Genomic DNA, 26101 nt, shown 5'->3' on the forward strand with positions numbered 1-26101 from the left:
ACTTAAGGAAGCAATAATCAGCTTGTGGAATATGGATGTATTTTTTATATAGAAGAAGGTTGTCCTTGACAATAGTTTAAGATACAATCAAATTGGATAATAACGTATAATAAATGTATAATTGTGAAGCTCCACGGATTAAAGGAGGTATTTTTTTGAATATAACAATCTATGATGTTGCTAGGGAAGCAGGAGTATCAATGGCAACGGTTTCCCGTGTTGTAAATGGTAATCCTAATGTTAAACCGTCTACAAGGAAGAAAGTATCAGAAGCTATCGAACGTTTAGGGTATCGTCCAAATGCCGTTGCACGTGGTCTTGCCAGCAAAAAGACAACAACTGTCGGCGTCATTATCCCTGATATATCGAGCGTATTTTTTGCAGAATTAGCAAGAGGTATCGAGGATATTGCGACGATGTATAATTATAATATTATTTTGAGTAATTCAGACCAAAATAAAGAAAAAGAGCTGCATCTATTAAATACAATGCTTGGAAAACAAGTGGATGGAATTGTATTTATGGGTGGGGCAATAACAGAAGAACATGTAGAAGAATTTAAAAAGTCTCCTGTTCCGATTGTTTTAGCAGCAACGATTGAGAAAAATAATGAGATTCCATCAGTGAATATTGATTATGAACAAGCCGCCTATGATGCAATTCACTATTTGATTGAAAAAGGCCATGAGAAAATAGGCTTTGTGTCAGGACCAATTGAGGAACCAACGAACTTGGATTTGAAAATAGCTGGTTATCGTCGTGCATTGGCTGAAGCCAATTTGGCTTTTGATGAAAATAATATTTATTACGGAGATTATACACATGAAGCTGGCTTGGAAGCTATTCAGGAGTTTAAAGAAAAAGGACTAAAATTAACGGCGATTTTTGCCGCAACAGATGAAATGGCGTTAGGTGTTATTCATGGTGCTCAAGACAATGGATTATCTGTACCGAATGATATTGAGGTCATTGGGTTTGATAATACCAGACTGGCAGTCATGGTTCGTCCGCAATTAACAACAGTAGTGCAGCCTACTTATGATATTGGTGCTGTCGCAATGCGCTTACTTACAAAATATATGAATCACGAAAAAGTTGACGATCATATCGTCGTTTTACCTCATCGAATCGAGTTCCGTCAATCAACAAAATAATCCTAAAATAAAAAAAGAGGCTACCACTCAAAATCAGTTGTTTGGTAGCTTCTTTCTATTTAAGTTATTAGTTTTACAGTTTTTGTCTAATTACAGCTTGCCTTTTTTCTTGAATTTCTAATATGTTGGAGTGCCTTATCCAACGTTTGCCTGTTTTTCTCAGTAATTTCTTGTTTCCTTGGGATTGGTGGATAAAAGTTTTCAGGATCATCCCAAGTAGGTATTAATTTTACAGGTGCCTTTGGCTGCCATTTGTTTATCCATTCTGCTGGTAACGGCCCTTTTGCCAATTCATCTTGTTTACCGAGCATCTCTAACCAAATGAGTGACCAAGCTCTTGGAACAACACGCCAGTGGTCATACCCACCTCCGCCAACTGCAATCCATCTTCCGTCACAGTATTCATGAGCAATTTTGTGGGCAAGCTTGGGAACTTCCCGGTAAAATTTCATGGTGGCAGATAAGTGTGTTAATGGGTCCAATACATGTGAATCGGCACCATTTTGGGTAATGATTACATCTGGTCTGAAAAAGTCAGCTACTTCTCGAACAGATGTTAAGTAGCATTCAAGGAAAGATTCATCTTCGGTAAAGGCATCAACGGGAATATTAAAAGAAGTTCCATAGCCTTCACCCTGCCCTTTTTCATTTACATTGCCGGTGCCTGGGAAAAGGTACCGGCCTGTTTCATGGATGGAAAAAGTACATACATTAGGGTCATCATAGAAGGCCCATTGTACGCCGTCACCATGGTGTGCATCTGTATCGATATATAAAATTCTTACTCCATATTTTTGTTGCATGTATTTGATCGCAATCGCGCTATCATTATAGATGCAGAATCCGGAAGCTTTGCCACGGAAGCCATGATGTAATCCACCGCCTAAGCTTAAGGCATGGTCTGCACGACCTTCCATTACTAAATCAACAGCCGTAAGTGTACCGCCAACCAAGAGAGCACTTGCTTCGTGCATATTGGGAAATATAGGAACGTCCTCAGTCCCAATACCGTAATTATTAGCAATCTCTTCAGGCAATTCGCCTCTACCTGCTTTTTTAACGGCTTCTATATAATGAGGATCATGAATAAGTGCTATTTCCTCATCGGTGGCCATTCGTGGCGATACAAGATGTGTATCATTTAAAGCGCCAGACATTTTTAATAAATCCGTTGTAAGCTCTACACGCCTTTGGTTAAAAGGGTGGCTCTCATTGAATTTATAGCTTTGAAAATCATTGGAGTATACATAGTAAATGCTCTTGCTCATGACGTCACACCAGGTAGATTTGGCCATAATACAGTATAACCACGTTTTTTGAGCTCTTCTATTGATTTCATAGGATTCATTGTCTGGACTCTAAATAATAATATTTTGCTGCCGTTATCCTTTTTATCGGGATAAACAAGGACGCTAATAATATTAACATTTTTTTCGCTAAATATTTGAGCAACTTCTGAAAGCTTGCCCAATCTATTTTCAACTTTTACCTCTATTAATGAACTAGGTTGGTCAGCGCCCATAAGTTTGACGAGCGTATGTAGCATATCGGTTTCTGTAATAATACCGACCAATTTCCCTTCTTTTACAATCGGTAAGCACCCTATTTTATGTTCATAAAACATAGAGGAAACTTCCTCAACAAAATCAAGAGGGTGCCCCGTAAGAACATTCTCAGTCATAATTGTAGAAATTGGACGATAAAGGTCCTCAGAATGTTCGTCAGCATGTAGGATGGAAGGACTCACATCTTTTATGTCCCGGTCCGTTACAATCCCAATCACATATTGGTTTTCATCAATAATAGGAATATGGCGAATCCGATTTGCATCCATCAATTCTATAGCTTTTCCGATTGATTCATGCGGTCTCATTGATACAACATTTGGGTTCATAATTTCTTCGATAATCATGAAAGTTTCCCTCCTTTTAAAATTTTCCTTACTAGTCGCCTTCGCTTTTCTTTGTCCAGCTACGGCTCCTAGCGACTAGTAAACTTCGCCCATCTCTTTTGCGTAGTCAACATCGATTCACTATCGTTCATCGTGTTTCCTTTATCTTAGTCGATGTGCTCCAGTTTATACGTCGCTGGGCAGTCGCCTTCGCTTTTCTACTAATACATAAATCTGTTCATAAATCTTACATGGTCGAATTTCTCTACTGATTCTTGTGGAACTCTTGCGCCAATTTTAGCCATTAGACAGTTGGCCGGATGGGAGCAAATCTCCGGGTCATCGGTAGCATACCAAGTGAGACCGCCTGCATTCATCATTTTTTCCATTGCTTTACGGTATTCCCACACATTCAATCCGGTTCCTTTAAGGTCCCAATGCCAATAATATTCAGTCGTAATAATAATATAGTCTTCCATAGCGTCATCCAACATTGAGACTCTTAATAAGTTTTTACCGACGCCTAAGCTACGAAATTCTGGAATGACCTCAATGGCCCCTAACTCTATTAAGTCATCCATGTTCCCTTCGGACCATCTTTCCAATGGATCAGGATATACGTATGTTGCATACCCTACTATTATATTATTCAGTCTTGCAATTATTATTCTACCTTCTGGTAAACTAGCAATTTCTATTATAGCTTGATGTTGCTCCTTTGGGGACCTAAATGCTATTAAATCTTCATGAAATTCATAATTTTTCAATAAATCAGCATCTACAGGCCCTTCTATTAAAAGGAGTCCTCCCTTTGTTTCCAATTCTTTTGAATAAAATGTTTTCTTGTGCTCCAAACGAGCCACCACCTTCTTGGCGTGTTAATTACCATTTTTTAAACTTTCAAACTTTTAAATAGAAAAAAAGGAATACATTCTTTGTAACTCTATTATACATGAATTAGGAGGTATTGATAGAAATGTGCTGTAATTTGTCGTATTTTGTTCATGAAATTATAAGTTTATTTAAAAATATTTAACTTTTGAATTGAAAAGTCTGAAAATTTATATTATAATAAAACCATTCCAGAGATAAATAAGGGGGAAATCTTAATGACAGTGGAAACGCTTTCTGCGGTAAAAGGGGACTTTAATTTAAAAAACTATGATGAGGTTTATGCAAACTTCGATTGGAAAGAAGTAGAGAAAAATTTCTCTTGGCATGAAACTGGACGAGTTAATATGGCTTATGAAGCAATTGACCGTCATGTTCTAAACGGAAAAGGGGACAAGGTTGCCCTTTACTATCGTGACGCTAAGCGTAATGAGCAATATACATTTGCTGATATGATGAAGCGCACAAATCAAGCAGGTAATGTACTTAAAAATGCAGCCAACGTTATGAAAGGTGACCGTGTCTTTATCTTCATGCCACGTTCTCCAGAACTTTACTTTAACGTGCTTGGTGCACTTAAATTGGGAGCTGTTGTTGGCCCGTTATTCGAAGCCTTCATGGAAGGTGCGGTACGTGACCGTCTTGAGGATAGCGGTGCAAAAGTAATTGTAACTACTCCGGAGCTACTTGGACGTGTTCCGGTTAATGAATTGCCACTTCTTGAAAAAATCGTTGTTGTGGGAGACAACGTGAAAGAAGAAGGCAAATTTATAGATTTTAATGGCCGCTTAGCTGAAGCTAGCACTGCACTTGAGATTGAATGGGTAGATCGTGAAGATGGAAGCTTGCTTCATTATACTTCTGGATCAACTGGTAAGCCAAAAGGGGTTCTTCATGTCCATAATGCAATGATTCAACAATATCAAACTGCTAAATGGGTACTAGATTTAAAAGAAGATGATATTTACTGGTGCACTGCTGACCCAGGTTGGGTAACAGGCACTTCATACGGTATTTTTGGTCCATGGTTAAATGGCGTAACGAATGTTATTGTAGGCGGTCGTTTTACACCAGAAACTTGGTATCAAACACTTCAAGACTTAAAAGTAACAGTTTGGTATAGTGCTCCAACTGCTTTCCGTATGTTGATGGGTGCTGGTGATGATGTAATTAAACAATATGATTTATCTGCACTTCGCCATATTCTAAGTGTTGGTGAGCCTTTAAATCCAGAGGTTGTTCGTTGGGGTCATAAAGTTTTTGGATTACGGATTCACGATAACTGGTGGATGACTGAAACAGGAGCGCAATTAATTTCTAATTACCTAAGCATGGATATTAGACCAGGCTCTATGGGTAAACCAATTCCAGGTGTACAAGCTGCAATCGTTGACGACCAAGGTAACGAGTTACCACCACTTCGTATGGGTAACTTGGCAATTAAAAAAGGCTGGCCATCAATGATGAGACAAATTTGGAATAATAAAGAGAAGTATGATTCTTACTTCCTTCCTGGTGATTGGTATGTGTCTGGTGACTCTGCATATATGGATGAGGATGGATATTTCTGGTTCCAAGGCCGTGTTGATGATGTAATCATGACTGCTGGAGAGCGGGTAGGTCCTTTCGAAGTAGAAAGCAAACTAGTAGAGCATCCAGCTATTGCTGAAGCTGGTGTTATTGGTAAGCCTGACCCAGTTCGTGGAGAAATTATCAAAGCATTTGTTGCTTTACGTGATGGTTATGAGCCAACAGAAGAATTGAAAGAAGAGATTCGTACGTTTGTAAAAACAGGCTTAGCAGCTCATGCTGCTCCACGTGAAATCGAATTCCGTGATAAGCTTCCAAAAACACGAAGCGGTAAAATTATGAGACGGGTACTAAAAGCTTGGGAATTAGATTTACCAACAGGTGACCTTTCTACAATGGAAGACTAATAAAAAAGAATCCATGTAATAAAAAAACCACCGAGGTATCCTTAACTCGTTCGGTTGAGGAAGATATTTCAGGGAATAACAACATGAATAGCGTACCAATTAACATATTAATTGGTACGCTATTTTTCATGGATAAATCAATAAACATTCTTTTGTTAGCTTTACTATAATAATTTTTTTGATGAAAAGTTATTTTAGTTCAATAGAATTAAGTAAAATGGACACACTATCCTTGTTAAGGGGGGTCCATTCATATGATTGAGAAATTATTGATTAAATTTGGGATAATTTTATTTCCCACGAAACGGTCCGTTCTTTCCTTAATATTTAATTAAATAATATTTCTTCTTCCCTCTACGGATAATCGTAAATTGACCTTCAATTCGATCCTCTACAGTCAGCTGACGGTTAAGATCGGTTGTTCTTTCCCCATTAATATATATAGCACCGTTCGTTACATCTTCTCTTGCTTGTCGTTTTGATGGACAAATTTTACTATCCACTAATAAATCTAGTAGGGCCACCACATCTTGTTTACATTCATAAGACGGAACATCCTTAAAGCCTTGCTTAATTTCAGCAGCTGTCAGGTCTTGGATATCACCGCTGAACAATGCTTCAGAAATACGGATGGCTTGTTTTAATGCTTCTTCGCCATGGACTAGTTTTGTAACTTCTTTTGCCAAGCGTTTTTGGGCTGTCCGTTTTTCCGGTGCTGTTTCTACTTCAACTGCCAAAGCTTCTATTTCTTCGTGAGGTAAGAAGGTGAAATATTTTAGGAATTTGACCACATCTTTATCATCAGTGTTAATTAAAAATTGATAAAATTCATATGGCGATGTCTTTTCCGCGTCAAGCCAGATGGCCCCGCCTTCACTCTTGCCAAACTTTGTACCATCACTTTTCGTTACCAATGGAATTGTGAAACCATATGCTTTCACATCTTCATCTGTTGATTTACGAATTAACTCCAGCCCGGCAGTTATATTTCCCCATTGGTCACTACCACCGATTTGCAGACGGCAATTTTCATTTTTATAAAGATTTAAGAAGTCATTAGATTGCAGAATCATATAACTAAATTCTGTGAATGAAATACCTGCCTGAATACGAGACTCAACAGAATCCTTAGCTAGCATATAGTTCAGACCAAAGTTTTTGCCGATATCCCGTAAGAAAGTAATAACATCAAGATTCCCTGTCCAATCGTAATTGTTTACAACCTTTGCTTTATTTTCGCCTTCAAAGTCAAGAAATTGGGATAATTGCTTCTTAATACGGTTGCTCCACTCGACAACTATTTCTTTTTCATTCAAAGTACGTTCTGATTTTTTACCACTTGGGTCGCCAATAAGACCAGTTGCTCCACCAACAAGAGCGATGGGATTATTGCCTGCTTGTTGAAAACGGCGCAATGTTAAAACGGTTAAAAGATGGCCAATATGCAAACTGTCTGCAGTTGGATCAAAACCACAATACAGTGTGATTGGTCCAATCTCGAGTTCTTTTTGAAGTCCTTCACGATCTGTTACTTGGTTAATTAAACCACGGTATTCCAAATCCTTTAATAATTCCATATCATTTTTTCCTCCTTAAAAAATAAAAAACGTCCCCCAAATAGGGACGAATTGCTTCGCGGTACCACCCTATTTGAAGAACGCTAATGTCTTCCACTTAATGGGATAACGGCCCAAACCGTTTGCTTATACTAGGAAAAAACAATTTCATTGCAGCGCTTTGTTCTTTTCTTTTCCAAGCAAATGCTCAAGGATGTAATTCATGTCTATCTATGTACTGGCTTGCACCAAACGCCAGCTCTCTAAGAACAGGGAGATGTCCACTACTTATTCCTATCAATGCAGTAAATACTTTATTAATAATATTATATTTAGATTTACCATATTACAATCGTAAAAGTCAATTAAAATTTTCCATTATCAAATACACCTTAGTGTATTTGTGCCCTGATTTGAATGGGGTTAAACCATTATACCATTTAGCAATCCCTTTATGCTATAATTATGCTGATTTAGGGGGAGATGAAAATGAGTTTAAATAAGGATAAGATATATAAAATTACAAGGATATGTACGAAGGTCTCGTGGAATTTAGCATTAATTTTCATAGTTTTTTGTTTAGTAGGGCTTTCCTTTGCCGGGGGTGTTGGGGCTGGTTACTTTGCCTCCCTAGTAAAAGATGAACCTGTAAGAAGCTATGATAGTATGAAAAAAGACATTTATAACTACGAAGAAACGTCCGAGCTTTATTTTAGTAATAATAAATATCTCGGAAAACTTCGCTCCGATTTAGATAGAGAAGAAACACAAATTGCTGATGTTTCAAAATATGCAATCGACGCAGTGATTGCAACAGAGGATGCAAATTTTTATGAACATTCCGGTGTAGTCCCAAAATCCATTTTGCGAGCTATTTTTCAAGAATTCACGAACTCCTCTGTAAAAACGGGGGGGAGTACACTCACCCAACAGCTTATTAAAAACCAAATTTTGACGAATGAAGTATCTTTTGAACGAAAAGCAAAAGAAATTATGCTTGCGCTAAGATTAGAACAGTTCTTTAAAAAAGATGAGATATTGGAAGCCTATTTAAACGTGGTACCCTTTGGTAGAAATTCATCAGGCCGAAATATCGCCGGAATTCAAACTGCTGCACAGGGAATCTTTGGTGTTGATGCCAAAGACTTAAATCTTCCGCAAGCGGCCTACATAGCAGGATTACCACAAAGTCCATTTGGCTATACGCCATTTACAAGAAATGGTGAGATCAAGGAAGACATAACACCTAGTTTAAATCGAATGAAAACCGTTTTAAATCGAATGCTCACGACAGGATATATTACGAAAAAAGAATACGATGAAGCATTAAAATTTGATATAAAGGCCCATTTCATTCCACCTAAACCTAATACTGTCCAAAAATACCCATGGCTTACATTTGAAATTGAGGACCGGGCCAAAAATATCTTATCTGAAATATTAGCCGAGAAAGACGGCTATTCCCAGGAAGATTTGAAAAATGATAAAAATTTATATAATGAGTATTATATGAAAGCCGATAAAAACCTGCGTCAAAACGGATACCGCATCTACTCAACGATTGATCAAGATGTATATGATAGAATGCAGAAAGTTAAAAACTCATATAAATACTATGGTAACGACAAAGCGGAAACAGTAAAGGACTCAGATACAGGTAAGAATATTAAAATTATGCAGCCTGTTGAGGTTGGTGCCATTTTGATTGATAATGACACCGGTGCCATCATTAGCTTTGTTGGCGGCCGTAACCATGAACGTTCACAGATCAATCATGCTACAAATGGATTGCGTTCTAACGGTTCAACAATGAAGCCGCTCTTAGTTTACGGGCCGGCAATTGATCTTGGACTTTTCTCTCCAGGATCCGTTATTCCTGATGTTCCGCTGAAAATCAAAGCGGGCCCAAGTATATGGGAGCCGAAAAATTATGGAGAAGGATATCATGGCTTAGTATCTGCCAGATATGCCTTAGCCAAATCTTATAATATTCCGGCCGCAAAGGTTTACTCATCAATTGTCAATAATGATCCTGTTCAATACCTAGAAAAAATGGGCTTTAGCTCATTAACGAAGGGGGATAGGGGGCATTTATCAATGGCACTAGGCGCAATGGATCGCGGCGTTACAATTGAAGAAAACGTAAATGCTTATGCAACGTTTGCGAATGAAGGAAAATTCATCGATGCCTATATGATAGAAAAAATTGAAACGAAAGATGGCGAAGTGATTTATCAGCATAAGACAAAACCTGTTGAAGTTTTTTCACCACAGGCTTCCTATTTAGTTGTTGATATGATGAGAGATGTTGTAACACAAGGTACAGCAGCTGGAGTTCCTAGTAAGTTAAAGTTCAAGTCTGATTGGGCTGGTAAGACGGGAACATCTCAAGATTATAAAGACTCATGGTTTGTGGCCTCCAATCCTAAAGTGACATTTGGACTCTGGATGGGCTACGATACACCAAAGCCGCTCGAAAAAAGTTATAAAGGTTATTCTTATGCACAGCGTAATCAAAAACTATGGGCAGAACTCGTTAACTCCGTCTATGATGTTAACCCTAAAATCATAGAAACATCAGAAAGATTTGAGATGCCAGGCGGAATTGTTCGAAAATCCTATTGTTCTGTGAGCGGCAAGCTGCCATCAGCACTTTGTTCAAGGGCTGGTCTTGTTCAAAGCGATCTATATATAGCAAAATATGCCCCTACTGAAGTAGATAATAGTTTAATTGAGGGCTCATATGTCGTGGTCGATGGAAAATATTACAAAGCGCCAGAAGACTTCTCAGCAGAATTTACTACTAAAGGGGTAATGCTAAATCCAGAGTTCCTGAAAAGCAAAGGCTTAGAAGATGTGGTGGATCCAAGTTACCTCATTCCTAAAAGTGGTGCATGGAGAAATATTATCATTCCACAAAAGGATAATGTCGTTGATAACGGGAAACATCCAAATCCAATTGGAAATGTACAGTTGAAGGAGAATGTATTAACTTGGGAGAATAATCAAGATTCAGATATTGTAGGCTATCGAATCTACAAAGCAAATGGACCATCAGAGCCATTTACTCAGATTGCCAGTATTTCAAAAAAGGCTAACCCATCTTTCCAAGTTTCCAATACTCAGGCTACTTATTATATTACAGCTGTAGATGTGCTTGGCAATGAATCAAGCCCGTCAAATGAGGTGTCGGTAAGCAGCGAACAAAATAGCAATTCTCTTGATCAAAATATAAATTCAGGAAATGGGACTAATTCAGGCTTACAACCTAAAAAGTAATAATGTGATAAATAAACGGACCGCCCTGGCACAATACCAAAGCGGTCCGCTTATTTGTTTGCAAAAAAATAAAAGAGGCTGATGAACAGCCTCTTTTTGTTATTAACGAGAGTAGAACTCAACGATGAATGATTCGTTAACTTCTGCAGGCATTTCAGAACGCTCTGGGAAGCGTGTGTAAGTACCTTCAAGCTTTTCAGCATCAAAAGTTAAGAAATCAGGAACAAAGTTGTTGATTTCAATAGATTCTTTAATGACTTCCATGTTGCGTGATTTTTCACGAACAGCAATTGTTTGTCCTGGTTTTACGCGGTAAGAAGGAATATCAACGCGTCCACCGTCAACAAGAATATGGCCATGGTTTACAAGCTGGCGAGCTGCACGACGAGTACGAGCAAGTCCCATACGGTAAACTAGGTTATCAAGACGAGATTCTAAAAGGATCATGAAGTTTTCACCATGAATACCTTTCATTTTACCTGCAGCAACGAAAGTGTTGCGGAATTGGCGCTCATTCACGCCAAACATATGACGAAGCTTTTGCTTCTCTTGTAATTGTAAACCGTATTCTGAAAGTTTTTTGCGTTGATTAGGTCCATGTTGACCAGGTGCATAAGGGCGTTTTTCTAATTCCTTACCAGTTCCGCTTAGTGAGATACCAAGACGGCGAGATAATTTCCAAGATGGTCCAGTATAACGAGCCATAATAAAGCTCCTCCTTCAAATGTTTTTATTTTGTAAAATAAAAACACAGACGTATGCACTCATGTCAATTGTCCATTTTGTTTTCATGTACCCTCGCCCCAGCAGCAAAGAGTTACTCGATACACCTCGTTAAATAAGAGGAACAAAATGAAACAAAAGCAAGCACACTCAGGCTGCTTTTATTTTACACACAAATGATATTATATTTCTTAAAATGGAAAAAGTCAATACGAATAAAAAAAATAAACAAAATTATAGGAAAATGTAACTACAAAGATTATAATAGGTGTACAGTATTTATGAACAGAGTATTCATTTTTGAAGGTGATTGAAGGTGCCTAAAGAAAACTGCCTAATCCTAGATGATATAAATAAATTAAAAAGCTATTTCTTTGATTTTATTATGGATGAAGAGCAATCGGCAAATCTCTCCTGCGTTAATCAAAAATTAGTGAAGTATTTACGAGACGCAACCAGCGCGAACGCTGTTCGTTTATATTTATATAATAAATGGAAAGAAATTTACTATCTAGAGCAATCCACCGATTTGGTTGATGAGAAAGCGAACCTTTTTTCGGCTATTCATCGAGAGTGTTTAGGATTGAAACAATCAGAAGAAATTGACGATGTACAATCTGCTGATTCTATATGGGGTAAAAGCCCAAACGAATCTTCCTATATCGTTCCACTGAAAAAACAAGGACAGCCATCATCACAGTTTGGTTTAATTTATTTTTCTTTTCACGATGAAGTCATTTCCAATCAATTACTGGCCTTCCTTGGTTTGATCGGTATAGAAACTTCTAAGTTAATAGAAGGTTGGAAGCGTTACTATGATTTCTTTAATGAAAGATTAAGGTACGAACAACTATATCGCGTAACAGCTAAGTTTCATTCGTCAATGAACATGAATGATGTATTAGCGGAGGTAATCCACACTCTCCAAGAAGTGTACCCGTCCTATAATTACATCTTGTTATTATCACATGATACAACATGCGATCCTGATCTTCCGATACGTGATTTAGAATATGGGTCAGATTCAATCAATCAAACGGCTGCCCAGGCTTATTTGACAGGAAACGTCCAATTCGATGATTCCAGTAATAATAGTCAATCTGTCCTTTATGCTCCATTAAAGGGGAAACAAGGGATATACGGTGTTCTTCAAGTTACAGCACCAAATACACTTGTCTTTCCAAAGCAGGATGTTGGCTTTATTGGGTTATTAGCGAATACCGCTGGAAGTGCTTTGGAAAATGCTCAACTATATCAACAATCACGAAAACTCATTTCAGATTTACAGTTAATAAATAAAACCTCCCATCGTTTAAATACTAATTTACGCTTAACAGATACAATCAATTTCATGACAGATCAGATAAGAACATCATTTGATGCACAAGAGGTTGGCTTCTTATTGTACCAAGAAAATGATGGCTTCGAAGTATTAGCAGGAAGTTCAGCTTACTTTTTTAATAAAGAAGCAGAAGGGTTATTGAATTATATTAATCGGAAAATTAAATATGAAAAGGATTCAATTTTTATTGGCGACCTATCTTTAGATGATCATTGTAAAGAAAAAAATTACCGTTCCTTAATGGTGGTGCCAATGATTCAAAGCGATTTGCTGATTGGCGCTGTTTATGTATTGCATCAGCATCCTTATTATTTTTCTTTCGATAAGTTTAAATTATTACAATCGCTTATTCACCATTCCACATTAGCATTTACGAATTCTATGCTCCGGGAAGAGTTGGAGAAAATGGTGATTACCGACCATTTAACAAAACTTTATTCAAGAGGTTACCTCGATGAACGCATTCATTTTTCAATGAATTCAGATGTGCAAGGGGCGTTCATTTTAATCGATATTGATGATTTTAAATCTATTAATGATACGTTTGGACATCAAATTGGTGATGAAGTCATCATCCAAGTAGCGAATATTATTAAGAAAAGTATTCGAAATCAGGATGTTGGTGCAAGATGGGGTGGTGAGGAGTTGGCCATCTACCTTCCAAGAGCTGATTTAAATACGGGGGTCATGGTTGCTGAACGTCTAGTTGAAAAAGTCGAAGCGGAAACCAATCCAAAAATCACCATTTCATGCGGAATAACGGTTTGGAATAATGAAAAGAATGACTCGGTTAAAAGACTATTTAATCGTGCGGATGAAGCTTTATATAAAGCGAAGCAAGAAGGGAAAAACAGGCTTATCATCTATGAAGAGGATATCGTATAAAGCACTTTCGGGTGCTTTTTTTTTGTAAATATATTGATTCCATAAGCAGCTGATGGTATCTTTTTCACGACAAAATATACAAGATTTCTGCTGAAATTTATATTGCAGCACAGTAATTGTCGATAAAATCTTAAAGGACTTTCATCCCTTAGAGAGAAAATATTGAGGTAGACTGGGGTGAGAACGATGAAGGAAATGTCAAAGACAAAGCAAAAAGTTTTTGATGCAGCTATTTCAATTTTTAACTCAAAAGGCTATAACGGCACTTCTGTTAGAGAAATTGCCCAAAAAGCGAATGTTAATATTGCATTAATTTCTTATTATTTTAATGGAAAAAAAGGCTTATTAGAGGAGCTGTTGACTAATTTTTTAGAGCGGTATATTGCTGTATTAGAAGTCGTCTATCAAAAGAAGGATGGGTTATCAACAAGAGCCGTTCTTTGTGAGATGGCATATTCGGTACTGAAATTTGAAAGTGAAAATCATCAGCTGGCAAGGCTTGTTCATCGTGAAATAACATTAGATACAATGCTTGTAAGAGAGATTATGACAACGTATTTGACGAAAGAAAAATATATTTTTAAAACGGTGATTGAAAAGGGCATCCAAAGAAAGGAATTTAGAAAGCTTCCTATTACGATCACAATCATGCAGTTAAAAGGAATGTTAACAATGCCTTATTTGCACCCGCAATACATGGTTGAAGTATTGCATCTTAATCCGACTGAAAACTATTTTGTTTCGAAATATTATAAGGAAATTGAACGGTGGATAGAAGAAGACCTTTCGTTGCAAAAAGATCGGTCTCCTCTATCAATCATTAACTATCCTGTGCTAAATGGTAGCATTACCACTCCAAACGTAGCTGGAGGTAATTGATTTTTCAGCAATGTAGACCAGCCTATAGGTGTGCTGTAGGTGATGAAAGTGTAATAGTTGGGACGAGTTGATCGTATCCTTGGTTTAAATCCCTTGAAACGTGGGCGTCAGACCCATAGATGAGAGGGATTTTTCGTTTGTCTGCCTCTTTTACAATCCACTCAGATGGATAAGGCTCCAAACAATATTGTTTATTGACTCCAGCGCCATTGTAATCCAAGGACATTGTTTTATCCTTGATAAGGTCTAAAATCGATAATATCTCACCGCTAAAATTCTCGGTGCATGGATATTTTTTTTGGAATTTAGAAACAAGTGTCATATGACCGATTCGTCTTGGTTTAAAAGGGCCTAAATCTTGCTTAATTGATTCTTTAAGTAATTGATAGTAGGCTTCATAAACCTTTTCTGTAGCTCCGAAAATAGAAATAATTCTACCGAATTCTTCAACACTAAAGTCAAGGCAATAATAATTTCCTTGATGGTATAAAAAATGAACCGACAATATACTATCATCTAGAAATTGTCCGAATTTATTAAGAAATTTAGTAGTTTCCTTTTCGAAATGAATGATATAATCAACTTCCAACCCGATGTTGATTTTAATTTTCGTTCTATATTTTTCTTTTAATTTTAGTAAATCGGAAATATATAAATCTATATAATCCGGATTCATACCGCTATCTTTATCCGGGGTTGGGTCGCTGAAATTTTCGGGTAATGGTGCATGTTCAGTAAACGATATTTCCCCGTATCCAAGAGCAATAGCCCGCTCTATATATTGTTCAAATGAATCCTTTGACCCATGTGGGCAATACGGAGAATGGATGTGACCGTCAATCTTCATTTTTTTCCTCCATGTTTCTACAATTTTTAGAAAAAATTTGGGCAAAATTATTGTTTACATGTTATCATAAAAACAATGAAAAATCATAACGAAACCATTTACTATATAATAGTTTATAAAACGATTTACTTTTTAGAGGCTAATAGTAGCTTTTTATAACGATAGGAATGAAGGAGTAAGGACCATCATGGAGTTTCTGTTACTATTTATCATCGTGTTGTTAGCAATCATTACATATGGGTTTATTAAAAGAAAAAAAATTTATGCCGAAGTAGATAAATTGGAAAGCTGGAAAATTGACATCTTAAATAAACCAGTTACTGATGAAATTGCGAAGGTAAAGCAATTAAATATGACAGGGCAAACGGAAGAAAAATTTGAATCATGGCGCGCTTCATGGGATGAAATTGTGACGAATCAACTTCCGGCTATTGATGAGAAATTATTCGATGCAGAAGAAGCTGCAGACCGATATCGCTTTAAAAAAGCTAGCGGGGTTATTCGCTATATAAGAGAAACATTAGAAGGGGTAGATCAAAAGATCGCCGATATTCTAAACGACCTCCAAGAGCTGATTGGCAGTGAAGAAAAAAATAAGGTTGAAATTGAAGAACTAAAAGGGATTATGAGAAGTCATCGTAAGATTTTGTTAACCTCTAGACATACATTTGGAAATGCTATTACTCAATTAGAAAATGAGTTAGATGAAATTGTAACGAAATTTAATGAGTTTGAGGCAGCAACAGAAGGTGGAAATTATTTAGAGGCACGTGAGATTGTTTTGACCATTCGTGGCGAACTTGAAAAACTAGCTTTTAAAATAGAAGAAATCCCACAACTGCTCACTTACTGTCATAATCAACTTCCATCACAAATTCAGGAACTTCGAAAAGGCCAAGATGAAATGGTCGAATCAGGGTTTGCCATTGAGCACATCGAGATGAATAAAGAATTAGAAAAAATTGAGGGAGAAATTCATTCATATTTAATGAAAATTGAGCAGACGGATGTTGATGCCGCGAAGGAAGGTATCAATGATGTTCAAGAGCGAATCGAAAATATTTACGATTGCTTGGAAAAGGAAGTCATCGCGAAGCATATCGTCCAAAATGAAGCCCCAACCATTGCGCCGCTTGTAAGAGAGTTACATGATAAGGCAATGGAAACGAAGGCGGAGTCGGAAAGTGTTCAACAGATCTATCATTTAAAAGAAAAAGACCTCGAGGATCAACGAAAAATTGAGAAAAAAGTATCGCAAATCGTTGCTAAATATGATGATTTAATAAGAAAGCTTGAAGAAAATAATGAGCCGGCTACAAAACTGCGTGACGATTTGGAAGAAATTAAAGTCAATATTCAAAGCGTAAATGAAATGTACGTCAACTTTATGGAAATGATGCATACTCTTCGCAAAGATGAGCGTGAAGCGAAAGATCAGATTATGCAGATGAAAAAAATGTTAGTAGAAGCAAAGGCGCTAATAAGAAAAAACCATTTACCGGGTCTTCCGGAACATACATTACGAACGTTTGATACGGCGGAATCAAATCTTAGGGCAGTTTCGTATAAGCTCGAGGAATCTCCACTTGATATGTATGCAGTCAATAGCTTACTGGAAGAAGCACAAAGCGCTGTATCGAAAGTGTATGAGCAAACCGAGGATATGGTTGAAAAAGCAGTGTTGGTTGAACATCTAATTCAGTACGGAAATCGATATCGCAGCAAAAATGCCATTTTGTCAGCAAAATTATCGGAAGCGGAACACATTTTTCGTGTTTATGATTATGATTTGGCATTGGAACAAGCGGCTGCTGCGATTGAAGATGTTGAACCAGGGGCTTTAAAGAGAATAGACGAGATGTTAAAAAATCACTAAATTAAAAAGGCTGACCTTTCGTAGGGTCAGCTTTTTGCGTAATTAATTATTTTTATTAGGATGCTTCCTTTAATTGTTTCTTTTTCTGTCTTTGACCGAATGATAGGATATAGCCAATAAAAATACCAATTAAGGCAGGAACAATCCAGCCTACTCCATTTTCATACAATGGCAGTGTAGATGATAACAATGCTTTTATACTGTCCCCAAGGAGACCAGTATTTACAAAGCCATCCAATATACTAATAACCCCAGTACCAATTACTCCGCCGACATAAACATACCTTGAGCTGTTAAAAAAGCGATCAAGAAATGATAAGAAAATAAGTGTAATTGCAATAGGATAAATCATCATTAAAACTGGCACCGAAATCTTAATTAATTGTGTTAAACCAATATTTGCCACAAACATACTGAATACTGAAATTAGAACTAGAAATTTTTGATAAGAGATTTTCGGCCACAACTTGCAAAAGTATCCTGCACATGAGGATACCAAACCGATTGATGTTGTTAAGCAAGCTAGTGTGATTGCTAAACCTAGCAAGATTGTGCCAAATAAACCATAGTAATGACTTGCGGCAATGGACAGAATTTGTCCGCCATTTTCCACTTGTCCAACACCAGTAGCGCTTGTTGCACCAAGATATGCTAAAGATACATATACAAGCATGAGTCCTAATGCGGCAATCATTCCTGATTTGATTGTCGTTAACGCAATTTTTTTGCTCTCTGTAACTCCAAAACCCCTTACTGCAGCCACAACAACAATTCCGAAAACAAGAGCAGCAAGTGCATCCAACGTTAGATAACCTTCAATAAACCCTTTAAAGAAAGGAGCGGATGAGTATACTTCACTTGGCTCTGGTATCGGTCCCATTGGGTTAAAAATTGCTTTAATAACTAAAATTGCGATTGTCAGCAATAAGGCAGGCGTTAAGATATTACCGATACGGTCCACGAGTTTCGATGGATTTTTTGCCAACCAAAATGTAATCCCAAAGAAAATAACTGTATAGATGAATAAGCTTAAACCATGAGTTGCTGCGCCCTTTGGCAATAATGGAGCAGCTCCGATTTCAAAAGCAACCGTCCCTGTTCTTGGAATGGCAAAAACGGGTCCAATAGCTAAATATAAGATAAATGTAAAAATAATTCCGAATTTTGGATGGACGCGGGCACCCACATCATCAAAATTCCCGTTTATAGCAACGGCTGTTATTCCTAAAAGCGGTAAGCCTACACCTGTAATTAAAAATCCGATGATGGCCGGCCATACATTAGTTCCGGCCTGTAGCCCAAGCAATGGCGGAAATATCATATTACCCGCACCGAAAAATAATGCAAATAGCATTAAGCCTGTGGAAAGTGTATTTTTAAAATTCACTTGATAACCTCCAAATCTAGGAAAGAGTCTTCTTTCGACAAAATTTGCACAACGTATTTCATCATATCATAATTTTGCGATAAATTGTTATTTTGTAAAAATAAATTAATCTTGTGAATAGTTGAACAATACAAATAATTCAAACGGTGCAAAACGAAGAGTGTTTTCCTTTATTTTAATTTGCAATTATTTGTGATAATATATGTAGATGCAAATTTATCCGGACTAAGGTGATCTGATGATATATTTTGACAATAGTGCAACTACTAAGCCATACCAAGAAGTGATGGATTCATTTCTAAAGGTATCTAACCAATACTTTGGCAATCCGTCTTCACTTCATTCTTTAGGCATTGAAGCAGAAAAACTTTTATCTCAATCAAGAAGCTTAGCCGCTTCGTTACTAGGTGTTAAGCCTTCAGAAATTGTCTTTACATCTGGTGGAACAGAAGGCAATAATCTTGCAGTAAAAGGTACCGCATTTCAATACATTAATCGTGGAAAACATCTCATAACAACGAGTATTGAACATCCTTCTGTGCTTGAGGCTTTTAAGCAATTAGAATCTTTAGGCTATACAGTTTCTTATTTAGACGTTGATAAAAACGGCCGAATTGATTTGGAACAACTAAAGCAAACATTACGTAATGATACAATATTAGTGTCTATTATTCATGTAAACAACGAATTAGGTACCATCCAGCCTGTTAAGGAAGTAGGGGAAATTTTAAAAGAATACCCGAAAATAGTATTTCATGTTGATCATGTCCAAGGTATTGGCAAGGTGCCTCTGGACTTAAAGGATGCAGGAGTTGATTTATGTACCATCTCAGGACATAAATTTCATGCATTAAGAGGAACAGGAATTTTATATATTCGTGATGGTCTTAAAATCGCGTCGATGGCAAGCGGTGGGGGTCAGGAGATGGGAATTCGCTCAGGTACCGAAAACACAGCCGGAATCGTAGCAATGACGAAGGCACTGCGTTTAACATTTGATAAAGAAAAGAGCGGTGGAACAACAAGGCTCTTGCAAATGAAAGAGCGGCTCTTAAAAGGATTAAAAGAAATGGATGGTATTGTAATCAATACACCAGAACAGCATTCGGCGCCGCATATTATTAATTTTTCAGTGTTAAAGGTTAAACCAGAGGTATTGATTCACAGTTTAGATAAACATAATATTTTTGTGTCAACACAATCGGCATGCTCATCAAAGCTCACTCAGCCGAGCAGAATATTAATGGCAGCTGGCCTAGGAGAAGCTAGGGCAAAGAGCGCCATCCGTGTAAGTTTTTCATATGAAAATACGTTAGATGAAGTGGACAGGTTTTTAGATATATTATCAACAATTGTTCCAAAATTACAGAGTGTAATGGGGTAAAGAAAATGGAATATGATCATATTTTAATTCGCTATGGTGAAATGTCGCTAAAGGGGAAAAATCGTTCGCGCTTTTCACAAGTATTGAAATCAAATATTAAAAGTCGACTAAAGGAATTCCCAAATGCTGTTGTGAACCGAACGAAGGACCGCATGTTTATCGATTTGCATGGGGAAGACCATGAGAAGATCAGTGATATTCTTAAAGAAGTTTTTGGAATTCAAAGCTTTAGTCTTGCAATTAAAACAAAAAGTACGATTGAAGAAATAAAAGAAGGGGCATTAGCAGCTTTTAAAGAAGCGAATCCACTTGCAAAGACATTTAAAGTATCCGCAAGACGTGCAGATAAAAGCTTTCCCGTTCATTCTCAGGAACTAAACCATATTATTGGTGGATACATTCTAACGAATACAGATGGTGTTAAAGTTGATGTTCATCACCCTGATGTGAACGTTCGAGTTGAAGTGCGTTCTGGAATGACATTTATTACATGTAAAGATATAAAAGGGGCTGGAGGATTTCCGGTAGGAACGAATGGAAAAGCTTTGCTTATGCTTTCTGGGGGTATTGATAGCCCTGTCGCTGGCTATATGACGATGAAGCGAGGGGTTAAGATTGAAGCTGTTCATTTTCATAGCCCGCCATTTACGAATGAGCGCGCCAAACAAAAAGTTTTGGATTTAGCAGCAAAGCTTACGAAATATGGTGGTAGAGTTCGTGTTCACATCGTCCCATTTACAGCCATTCAGCAAGAGATTCATCAGCATATACCTTCGAGTTACACAATGACGGCAATGCGGAGAATGATGCTTCGCATCGCTGAAAAAATTGCTGAAAAGAATGGTGCATTAGCGATTGCTACTGGTGAAAGTTTAGGACAGGTAGCAAGCCAGACGATTGAAAGTATGAATACGATTAATGAAGTCACAAACTATCCGATTCTTAGGCCGTTGATTGCGATGGACAAGCTTGAAATAATTGATATCGCCCATGCTATTGATACGTATGAAATTTCAATTCGACCATTTGAGGATTGTTGTACAATATTTTTGCCATCTGATCCAAAAACAAGGCCAAAAAAGGATCGAATCAATTATTACGAAACAAAATTAATAAATATAGATGAAATGATGGAAGAAGCCGTAAATAATGTCGAAATCATTGATATCCATCGTAGTACGTTGGTAAATGAAATTGAAAAACAGTTCGAAGATTTATTTTAAAGTTAAATTCACAATACCAACTGTTAATAATATGTTAATAATGTAAAAATTACTAGTAGTTTTGATGTATTAGACCATTTGCTTTTTCACACTCTATTAACACACAAATGAGGAGGTGAAAAACAAATGCCTAGTTCAAGAAGCAATAACAGTAATAACTTACTAGTTCCAGGCGTGCAGCAAGCTCTTGATCAAATGAAAATAGAAATTGCTCAAGAGTTTGGTGTTAACCTTGGTGCAGATACTACTTCTCGTGCCAACGGTTCAGTCGGTGGAGAGATCACCAAGCGCCTTGTTTCAATGGCACAACAACAAATGGCTGGTTTTTAATAAAATTAAATAAAAATGGCGTCAGGGTAAGTCTTTCGACTTGCCCTGAATTTTTTGTCGATGATTTTTTTAATAATTATGATAAATATATATTCAAAAAATTATGATTTTTTAGTACAATAAAAACAAAGGTTATGAAAAAAGGTTGAGCGACCGCTCAGTCCATGTTGTGGTTAGTGGTGTACTAAAAATAAGGGGGAGATACGGATGAAAAGAGAGAACTTATTAGCTCCAGAAGTGTATAACTTTGTTGAAGAGGTGGATCGTTTTGCAGCAAAGGATCCGCAAAGAATAGCGATAAAATGGGAAGATGAAGAAGGAAATAAGGAAGAAATTACATACGAAGAGTTAATGAAAAAAGTTAACAGAATTGGAAACGCTTTACTGGACACGGGGTTGAAAAAAGGGGATAAAGCAATCATCATGGTTCCACGTTTAATCGAAGCGTATGCCATTTATTTGGGTTGTTTAAAGGCAGGTATTACCGTTAGTCCCGGTTCAGAAATGCTGCGTGAAAAGGATATTCGCTATCGATTGACACACGGTGAAATGAAAGCGGTTATTAGCGTCGACTCTCTTGTAAATGAATTCAACCGTATCACCGACCTTGAGTTTAAAAAATTTGTTCTAGGAAACCCAGTGGAGGGCTGGCAGCATTTAAATCAATTAGAGTCCGAAGCAAGCGATGTTCTTACGATTGCCGACACAAAAGCAGATGATATGGCCTTTTTATCTTATACATCTGGTACGACAGGGAATCCAAAGGGTGTTGTACATACGCATGGTTGGGGGTTTGCTCATTTGCGGACAGCCGCGAGCGGTTGGCTCGGCATCAAGGAAAATGATATCGTTTGGGCAACAGCAGCTCCTGGATGGCAAAAGTGGATTTGGAGCCCTTTCGTATCAGTACTAGGATCTGGGGCAACAGGTTTTGTCTATCATGGAAAGTTTGATGCCAATAAATATTTACAAATGCTTCAAGATAATGCAATCAATGTTCTATGCTGTACACCAACTGAGTATCGTGTGATGGCAAAAGTTAATAATCTTGGCGACTATAAGCTCCCAGCCCTTCGTAGTGCCGTTTCAGCAGGTGAGCCATTAAATCGCGAGGTTATTGATACATTTAGAAAGAATTTTAACATAACTGTCCGTGATGGTTATGGACAAACTGAAAACACATTGTTAGTCGGCGTGTTGGAAGGGATGGAAGTAAAGCCAGGCTCTATGGGTAAACCTACTCCTGGGAACCGCGTTGATATTATCAATGATGATGGTGTCCCTTGTGAAGTCGGTGAGGTTGGCGATATTGCGGTCCACCGTGAAACACCTGCTTTATTTAAAAACTATTATAAAGACCCAGAACGTACAGCGATGCAATTCCGTGGAGAATGGTATGTGACTGGCGACCGCGCTAGAAAGGACGAGGATGGCTATTTCTGGTTTGAAGGCCGGGGTGACGATATTATTATAAGTTCTGGTTATACAATCGGGCCGTTTGAAGTTGAAGATGCATTAGTGAAGCACCCTGCTGTAAAAGAATGCGCAGTAGTAGCAAGCCCTGATGAAGTTCGCGGGACTGTTGTAAAAGCATTTGTTGTATTACGAGAAGGTATAGATCAAAACCAGGATGGATTGGTGAAAGAATTGCAAGACCATGTGAAAGACTTAACGGCACCATACAAATATCCTAGAAAAATTGAGTTTATTGACGAATTGCCAAAAACAACGTCCGGAAAAATCCGTCGAATTGAATTACGCCAAATAGAATTACAGAAACAAGCTTAATTTTGTAGAGAAAAAATAACAGGTAGAAGTGCCAAACTTCTACCTGTTTTATTTTCACAAAAATTTTCGGTGAACTTTTTGCCAAAACGAATTGTCTTTTAATTTAACGGATTTTATCTTTTTGTCGCCAACCTTAATTTCAATTTTTTCAATTTGTTGTGTACTAAATGCTTCGTTGTCCATGCTGATCACCGGATAATCGTTGCCATTATGGGCGATTTTCAGTGTCAGTTTTCTCTCGTCGCTTAAAACGAAGGAAGATCCAAGTGTCCTGTAGAAGTTATTATTAAGTGAGGCTAATTCACTTACTTGCAAACAAGGCAGCATCGGGTCGATGATAGCGCCGTTTACAGATTTTGAATAGCCGGTGCTTCCAGTTGGTGTGGACATGATCATGCCATCGCCTCGGAACGTTTGAAAATGAAAATCATCAATGTAGACATTCATTACAAATGTTTTGATAATGGATGAACGGACTGTACATTCATTCAAGCAATAAAAAGAAGTGTGGCCATCGATTGTAGCTTTGATGGTTGGATACCGCCGAACTTCCATTTTTTCATTTGTCATTGCGTCGGAAATCTCGTCCATCTTATTAATATAAAAGTCAGGATATAAAGCGGGAGTATCACTATCGTTTATCCCGATATATAAACAATCCTCTCGAAAATCTGTTCTTCTTACCGCTTGCAAAAATGTCCCATCGCCACCAATGCTGGCGATAATATTAGCTTTTCGATCATCATCTACAATATGAAAGCCGTGGGTTTCTGCATGGTTCATTATTGTCTCCACTTGTTTATACTTCTCATCATTTCGTTTATAAAAAAAGAATATATTATTTCGACCGGCCATTTAAACGCCTCCTTACAAAGGATAGTATTACCATTATTCTAAATTGTGCTATTACTCAATACTATACTTATCCTTATGTCCAATTTCAAACGCAGATTTTTTAAGGAAGTTTTGGTACACTAATGAAGTTGTCAAGGAAACTTTTAACATTGGGGGTACGTAAATCAATATAGCTTATATTTTGAAGGAGGTTTCGTATGAACGGAAAACGATGGATTGCACTTATTATCGCAGCAGTATTATTTTTCTTTTCATTAGGAATTGATTTTTTATCATCCTTAGCCTTTGGTGAAATTGATAAATGGCAAGGGGACTTTTTTGATGGACTTGACCAAGAATTTACCGAAACCATTCTAGAAGAAGGATCAGAATTGGGGAGTATTGTTGTGCTGGAGGTGAATGGTGTTATTCAAGATACCGGTGACGTAGAATCGCTTTTTTCATCACCAGGCTATAATCATAAAAATTTCATGCGAATGCTTGAGCAAGCGGGTGAGGACGACAATGTTAAAGGGATCATTATTCGCATCAATTCTCCTGGTGGCGGTGTTTTGGAAAGTGCTGAAATCCATGACAAAATTGTTGAGATAAAACAAACTACAGAAAAACCAATCTATGTATCAATGGGCAGTATGGCTGCGTCCGGTGGTTACTATATTTCAACGCCTGCCGATAAAATTTATGCTAGCCCGGAAACGATGACTGGGTCACTAGGGGTCATCATGCAAGGAATCAACTATGCCGGCTTAGCAGAAAAATATGGAGTAAAATTTGAAACCATTAAAAGTGGCCAGTATAAGGATATCATGAGTCCAACAAGAGAGATGACAGAAGCTGAAAAGAAAATCCTTCAGGAAATGGTGAACAATTCTTATCAAGGTTTTGTTGATGTCATTGCCAAAGGACGAAAGATGACTGAAGAAGAGGTTAGAAAGATTGCGGATGGCAGAGTCTATGATGGCAGACAGGCAAAGGCAATAGGCCTGATTGACGAATTTGGCTATTTAGATGATACCATTGCCGCAATGAAAAAACTTGATCAGGTTGGAGATGTTGATGTTGTTCAGTACGAATCTGCTTTCGGGTTTGATTCTTTCTTTCAAGTAGCAAGCCAGCGCCTTTTTACAAATGACCTTGAACTCATGGGCTTAACGAAAGTTTTTAGTCAACCAAATTCGCCACGACTCATGTACCTCTATGCAAGATAAAGGGTGGGGATAGTCCATGGGAAAAGGAGGAACTCAAAATGGACCATACAATTGAAGAGCATCCAGTTCAAAATGTAGATAATATAGAAACAGAACCGGATCAGAAAGAACAAGCAATAGCAGAACCTAAAAACTTTACAATTCCGATCTATCACGTTTATGCCGGTTTTTGGATTCGTTTTTTTGCTTATATTATTGACATGATAGTTGTTGCTAGTTTAAACCGGATCCTAGTCCATCCAATCTTAAGATGGTTGGATATATCCCTTCATGAATCGAGTATGCTGTCTACAGTTGCCATTTCGACAGCTATCGTGATGTTTGTCTATTATATTGTAATGACGAAAGTTTTCAGTCAAACATTAGGGAAGATGATTTTGGGTCTGAAAGTAATTTCAGAAAGTGAACCAAAGCTTTCATGGGGAACGGTTATTTTTAGAGAATTGATTGGTAAATTCATTAGTAAGACCGTGCTCTTTCTCGGTTTTATCACAATTGGTTTCACTGTTAAGAAGAAAGGATGGCATGACTTTTTAGCTGACACCATTGTTATACAGGAACGGAAGGGTGTACCTTTGTTAACTTCAAATTTGAATAATTTCAAGCCTGCTGAAATCAAGTAATCAGCAGGTTTATTTGTTTTTTAGGGAGGTGATAATGAATGAA

The 26101-nt window shown here is 37.5% G+C and carries 20 protein-coding genes and 1 other annotated feature; of the genes, 12 read left to right on the forward strand and 8 right to left on the reverse strand.

From position 1 onward, the window contains the following. The first annotated feature begins 155 nt into the window (after positions 1–155). The gene (gene ccpA / locus ACNQFZ_RS15355) at positions 156–1154 is read left to right on the forward strand and encodes a catabolite control protein A (RefSeq protein WP_458412200.1); all 999 of its coding nucleotides are present in this window, start codon (positions 156–158) and stop codon (positions 1152–1154) included. An 86-nt stretch (positions 1155–1240) separates the two neighbouring features. Here ccpA and ACNQFZ_RS15360 read toward each other — a convergent pair whose 3' ends face one another. From ACNQFZ_RS15360 to ACNQFZ_RS15370, 3 genes are all read right to left on the reverse strand, one after another. Beyond that, a complete protein-coding gene (locus ACNQFZ_RS15360) occupies positions 1241–2422 on the reverse strand; it encodes an acetoin utilization protein AcuC (protein WP_458412201.1) in 1182 nt (393 codons plus the stop codon). Continuing rightward, positions 2419–3066: an acetoin utilization AcuB family protein gene (locus tag ACNQFZ_RS15365; protein ID WP_458412202.1), complete on the reverse strand. Its 648-nt coding sequence runs from the start codon at positions 3064–3066 to the stop codon at positions 2419–2421. Before ACNQFZ_RS15365 ends, ACNQFZ_RS15360 begins: the two co-directional genes overlap by 4 nt. A 200-nt stretch (positions 3067–3266) precedes the next feature. Beyond that, positions 3267–3899 (reverse strand): GNAT family N-acetyltransferase, encoded by a 633-nt coding sequence (locus ACNQFZ_RS15370; protein WP_458412203.1) that lies wholly within the window; start codon positions 3897–3899, stop codon positions 3267–3269. Between the two features lie 255 nt (positions 3900–4154). On the opposite strand from ACNQFZ_RS15370, the gene acsA reads away from it, so the two are divergent. After that, positions 4155–5873 (forward strand): acetate--CoA ligase, encoded by a 1719-nt coding sequence (gene acsA / locus ACNQFZ_RS15375; RefSeq protein ID WP_458412204.1) that lies wholly within the window; start codon positions 4155–4157, stop codon positions 5871–5873. A gap of 320 nt (positions 5874–6193) precedes the next feature. Here the strand turns inward: acsA and tyrS are convergent, their stop codons facing one another. Further along, positions 6194–7450, reverse strand: coding sequence for a tyrosine--tRNA ligase (tyrS, locus tag ACNQFZ_RS15380; protein WP_458412205.1), 1257 nt, complete (start codon positions 7448–7450; stop codon positions 6194–6196). A 39-nt stretch (positions 7451–7489) separates the two neighbouring features. After that, positions 7490–7739 (reverse strand) — a binding site (T-box leader). 179 nt (positions 7740–7918) lie between these two features. Here tyrS and ACNQFZ_RS15385 point away from each other — a divergent pair. Beyond that, a complete protein-coding gene (locus ACNQFZ_RS15385) occupies positions 7919–10708 on the forward strand; it encodes a transglycosylase domain-containing protein (RefSeq protein ID WP_458412206.1) in 2790 nt (929 codons plus the stop codon). Between the two features lie 102 nt (positions 10709–10810). Here ACNQFZ_RS15385 and rpsD read toward each other — a convergent pair whose 3' ends face one another. Continuing rightward, entirely contained in the window at positions 10811–11413 is a 603-nt protein-coding gene (gene rpsD, locus ACNQFZ_RS15390) for a 30S ribosomal protein S4 (RefSeq protein ID WP_458412207.1), read from the reverse strand. 334 nt (positions 11414–11747) lie between these two features. On the opposite strand from rpsD, the gene ACNQFZ_RS15395 reads away from it, so the two are divergent. Continuing rightward, positions 11748–13658 carry a sensor domain-containing diguanylate cyclase gene (locus ACNQFZ_RS15395; RefSeq protein WP_458412208.1) on the forward strand — a complete coding sequence of 637 codons (1911 nt, stop codon included), beginning with the start codon at positions 11748–11750 and terminating at the stop codon, positions 13656–13658. A 195-nt stretch (positions 13659–13853) separates the two neighbouring features. Further along, on the forward strand, positions 13854–14537 hold the full coding sequence (gene refZ, locus ACNQFZ_RS15400; protein ID WP_458415406.1) for a forespore capture DNA-binding protein RefZ: 684 nt from the start codon (positions 13854–13856) through the stop codon (positions 14535–14537). A 22-nt stretch (positions 14538–14559) separates the two neighbouring features. On the opposite strand, the gene hisJ is transcribed toward refZ, so the two are convergent. Further along, entirely contained in the window at positions 14560–15384 is an 825-nt protein-coding gene (gene hisJ / locus ACNQFZ_RS15405; RefSeq protein WP_458412209.1) for a histidinol-phosphatase HisJ, read from the reverse strand. Between the two features lie 187 nt (positions 15385–15571). Here hisJ and ezrA point away from each other — a divergent pair, with 187 nt between their 5' ends. Next, entirely contained in the window at positions 15572–17260 is a 1689-nt protein-coding gene (ezrA, locus tag ACNQFZ_RS15410) for a septation ring formation regulator EzrA (protein WP_458412210.1), read from the forward strand. 55 nt (positions 17261–17315) lie between these two features. Here the strand turns inward: ezrA and brnQ are convergent, their stop codons facing one another. After that, entirely contained in the window at positions 17316–18647 is a 1332-nt protein-coding gene (gene brnQ / locus ACNQFZ_RS15415; RefSeq protein ID WP_458412211.1) for a branched-chain amino acid transport system II carrier protein, read from the reverse strand. Between the two features lie 238 nt (positions 18648–18885). Between brnQ and ACNQFZ_RS15420 the strand changes: the two genes are divergently transcribed. From ACNQFZ_RS15420 to mbcS, 4 genes are all read left to right on the forward strand, one after another. Then, positions 18886–20031 (forward strand): cysteine desulfurase family protein, encoded by a 1146-nt coding sequence (locus ACNQFZ_RS15420; protein WP_458412212.1) that lies wholly within the window; start codon positions 18886–18888, stop codon positions 20029–20031. 5 nt (positions 20032–20036) lie between these two features. Further along, positions 20037–21254 carry a tRNA uracil 4-sulfurtransferase ThiI gene (gene thiI / locus ACNQFZ_RS15425; protein WP_458412213.1) on the forward strand — a complete coding sequence of 406 codons (1218 nt, stop codon included), beginning with the start codon at positions 20037–20039 and terminating at the stop codon, positions 21252–21254. A gap of 126 nt (positions 21255–21380) precedes the next feature. Next, a complete protein-coding gene (locus ACNQFZ_RS15430) occupies positions 21381–21584 on the forward strand; it encodes a small, acid-soluble spore protein, alpha/beta type (protein WP_458412214.1) in 204 nt (67 codons plus the stop codon). A gap of 207 nt (positions 21585–21791) precedes the next feature. Continuing rightward, positions 21792–23372: an acyl-CoA synthetase MbcS gene (gene mbcS / locus ACNQFZ_RS15435; protein ID WP_458412215.1), complete on the forward strand. Its 1581-nt coding sequence runs from the start codon at positions 21792–21794 to the stop codon at positions 23370–23372. A 54-nt stretch (positions 23373–23426) separates the two neighbouring features. Here the strand turns inward: mbcS and ACNQFZ_RS15440 are convergent, their stop codons facing one another. Beyond that, complete coding sequence (locus tag ACNQFZ_RS15440) at positions 23427–24227, reverse strand: NAD kinase (RefSeq protein ID WP_458412216.1); 801 nt, start codon at positions 24225–24227, stop codon at positions 23427–23429. Positions 24228–24424: 197 nt separating this feature from the next. On the opposite strand from ACNQFZ_RS15440, the gene sppA reads away from it, so the two are divergent. Beyond that, entirely contained in the window at positions 24425–25435 is a 1011-nt protein-coding gene (sppA, locus tag ACNQFZ_RS15445; RefSeq protein WP_458412217.1) for a signal peptide peptidase SppA, read from the forward strand. Between the two features lie 38 nt (positions 25436–25473). After that, positions 25474–26058, forward strand: coding sequence for an RDD family protein (locus ACNQFZ_RS15450; RefSeq protein WP_458412218.1), 585 nt, complete (start codon positions 25474–25476; stop codon positions 26056–26058). Positions 26059–26101: the final 43 nt, after the last annotated feature.

Source organism: Schinkia acidoalkalinis (assembly GCF_054301215.1).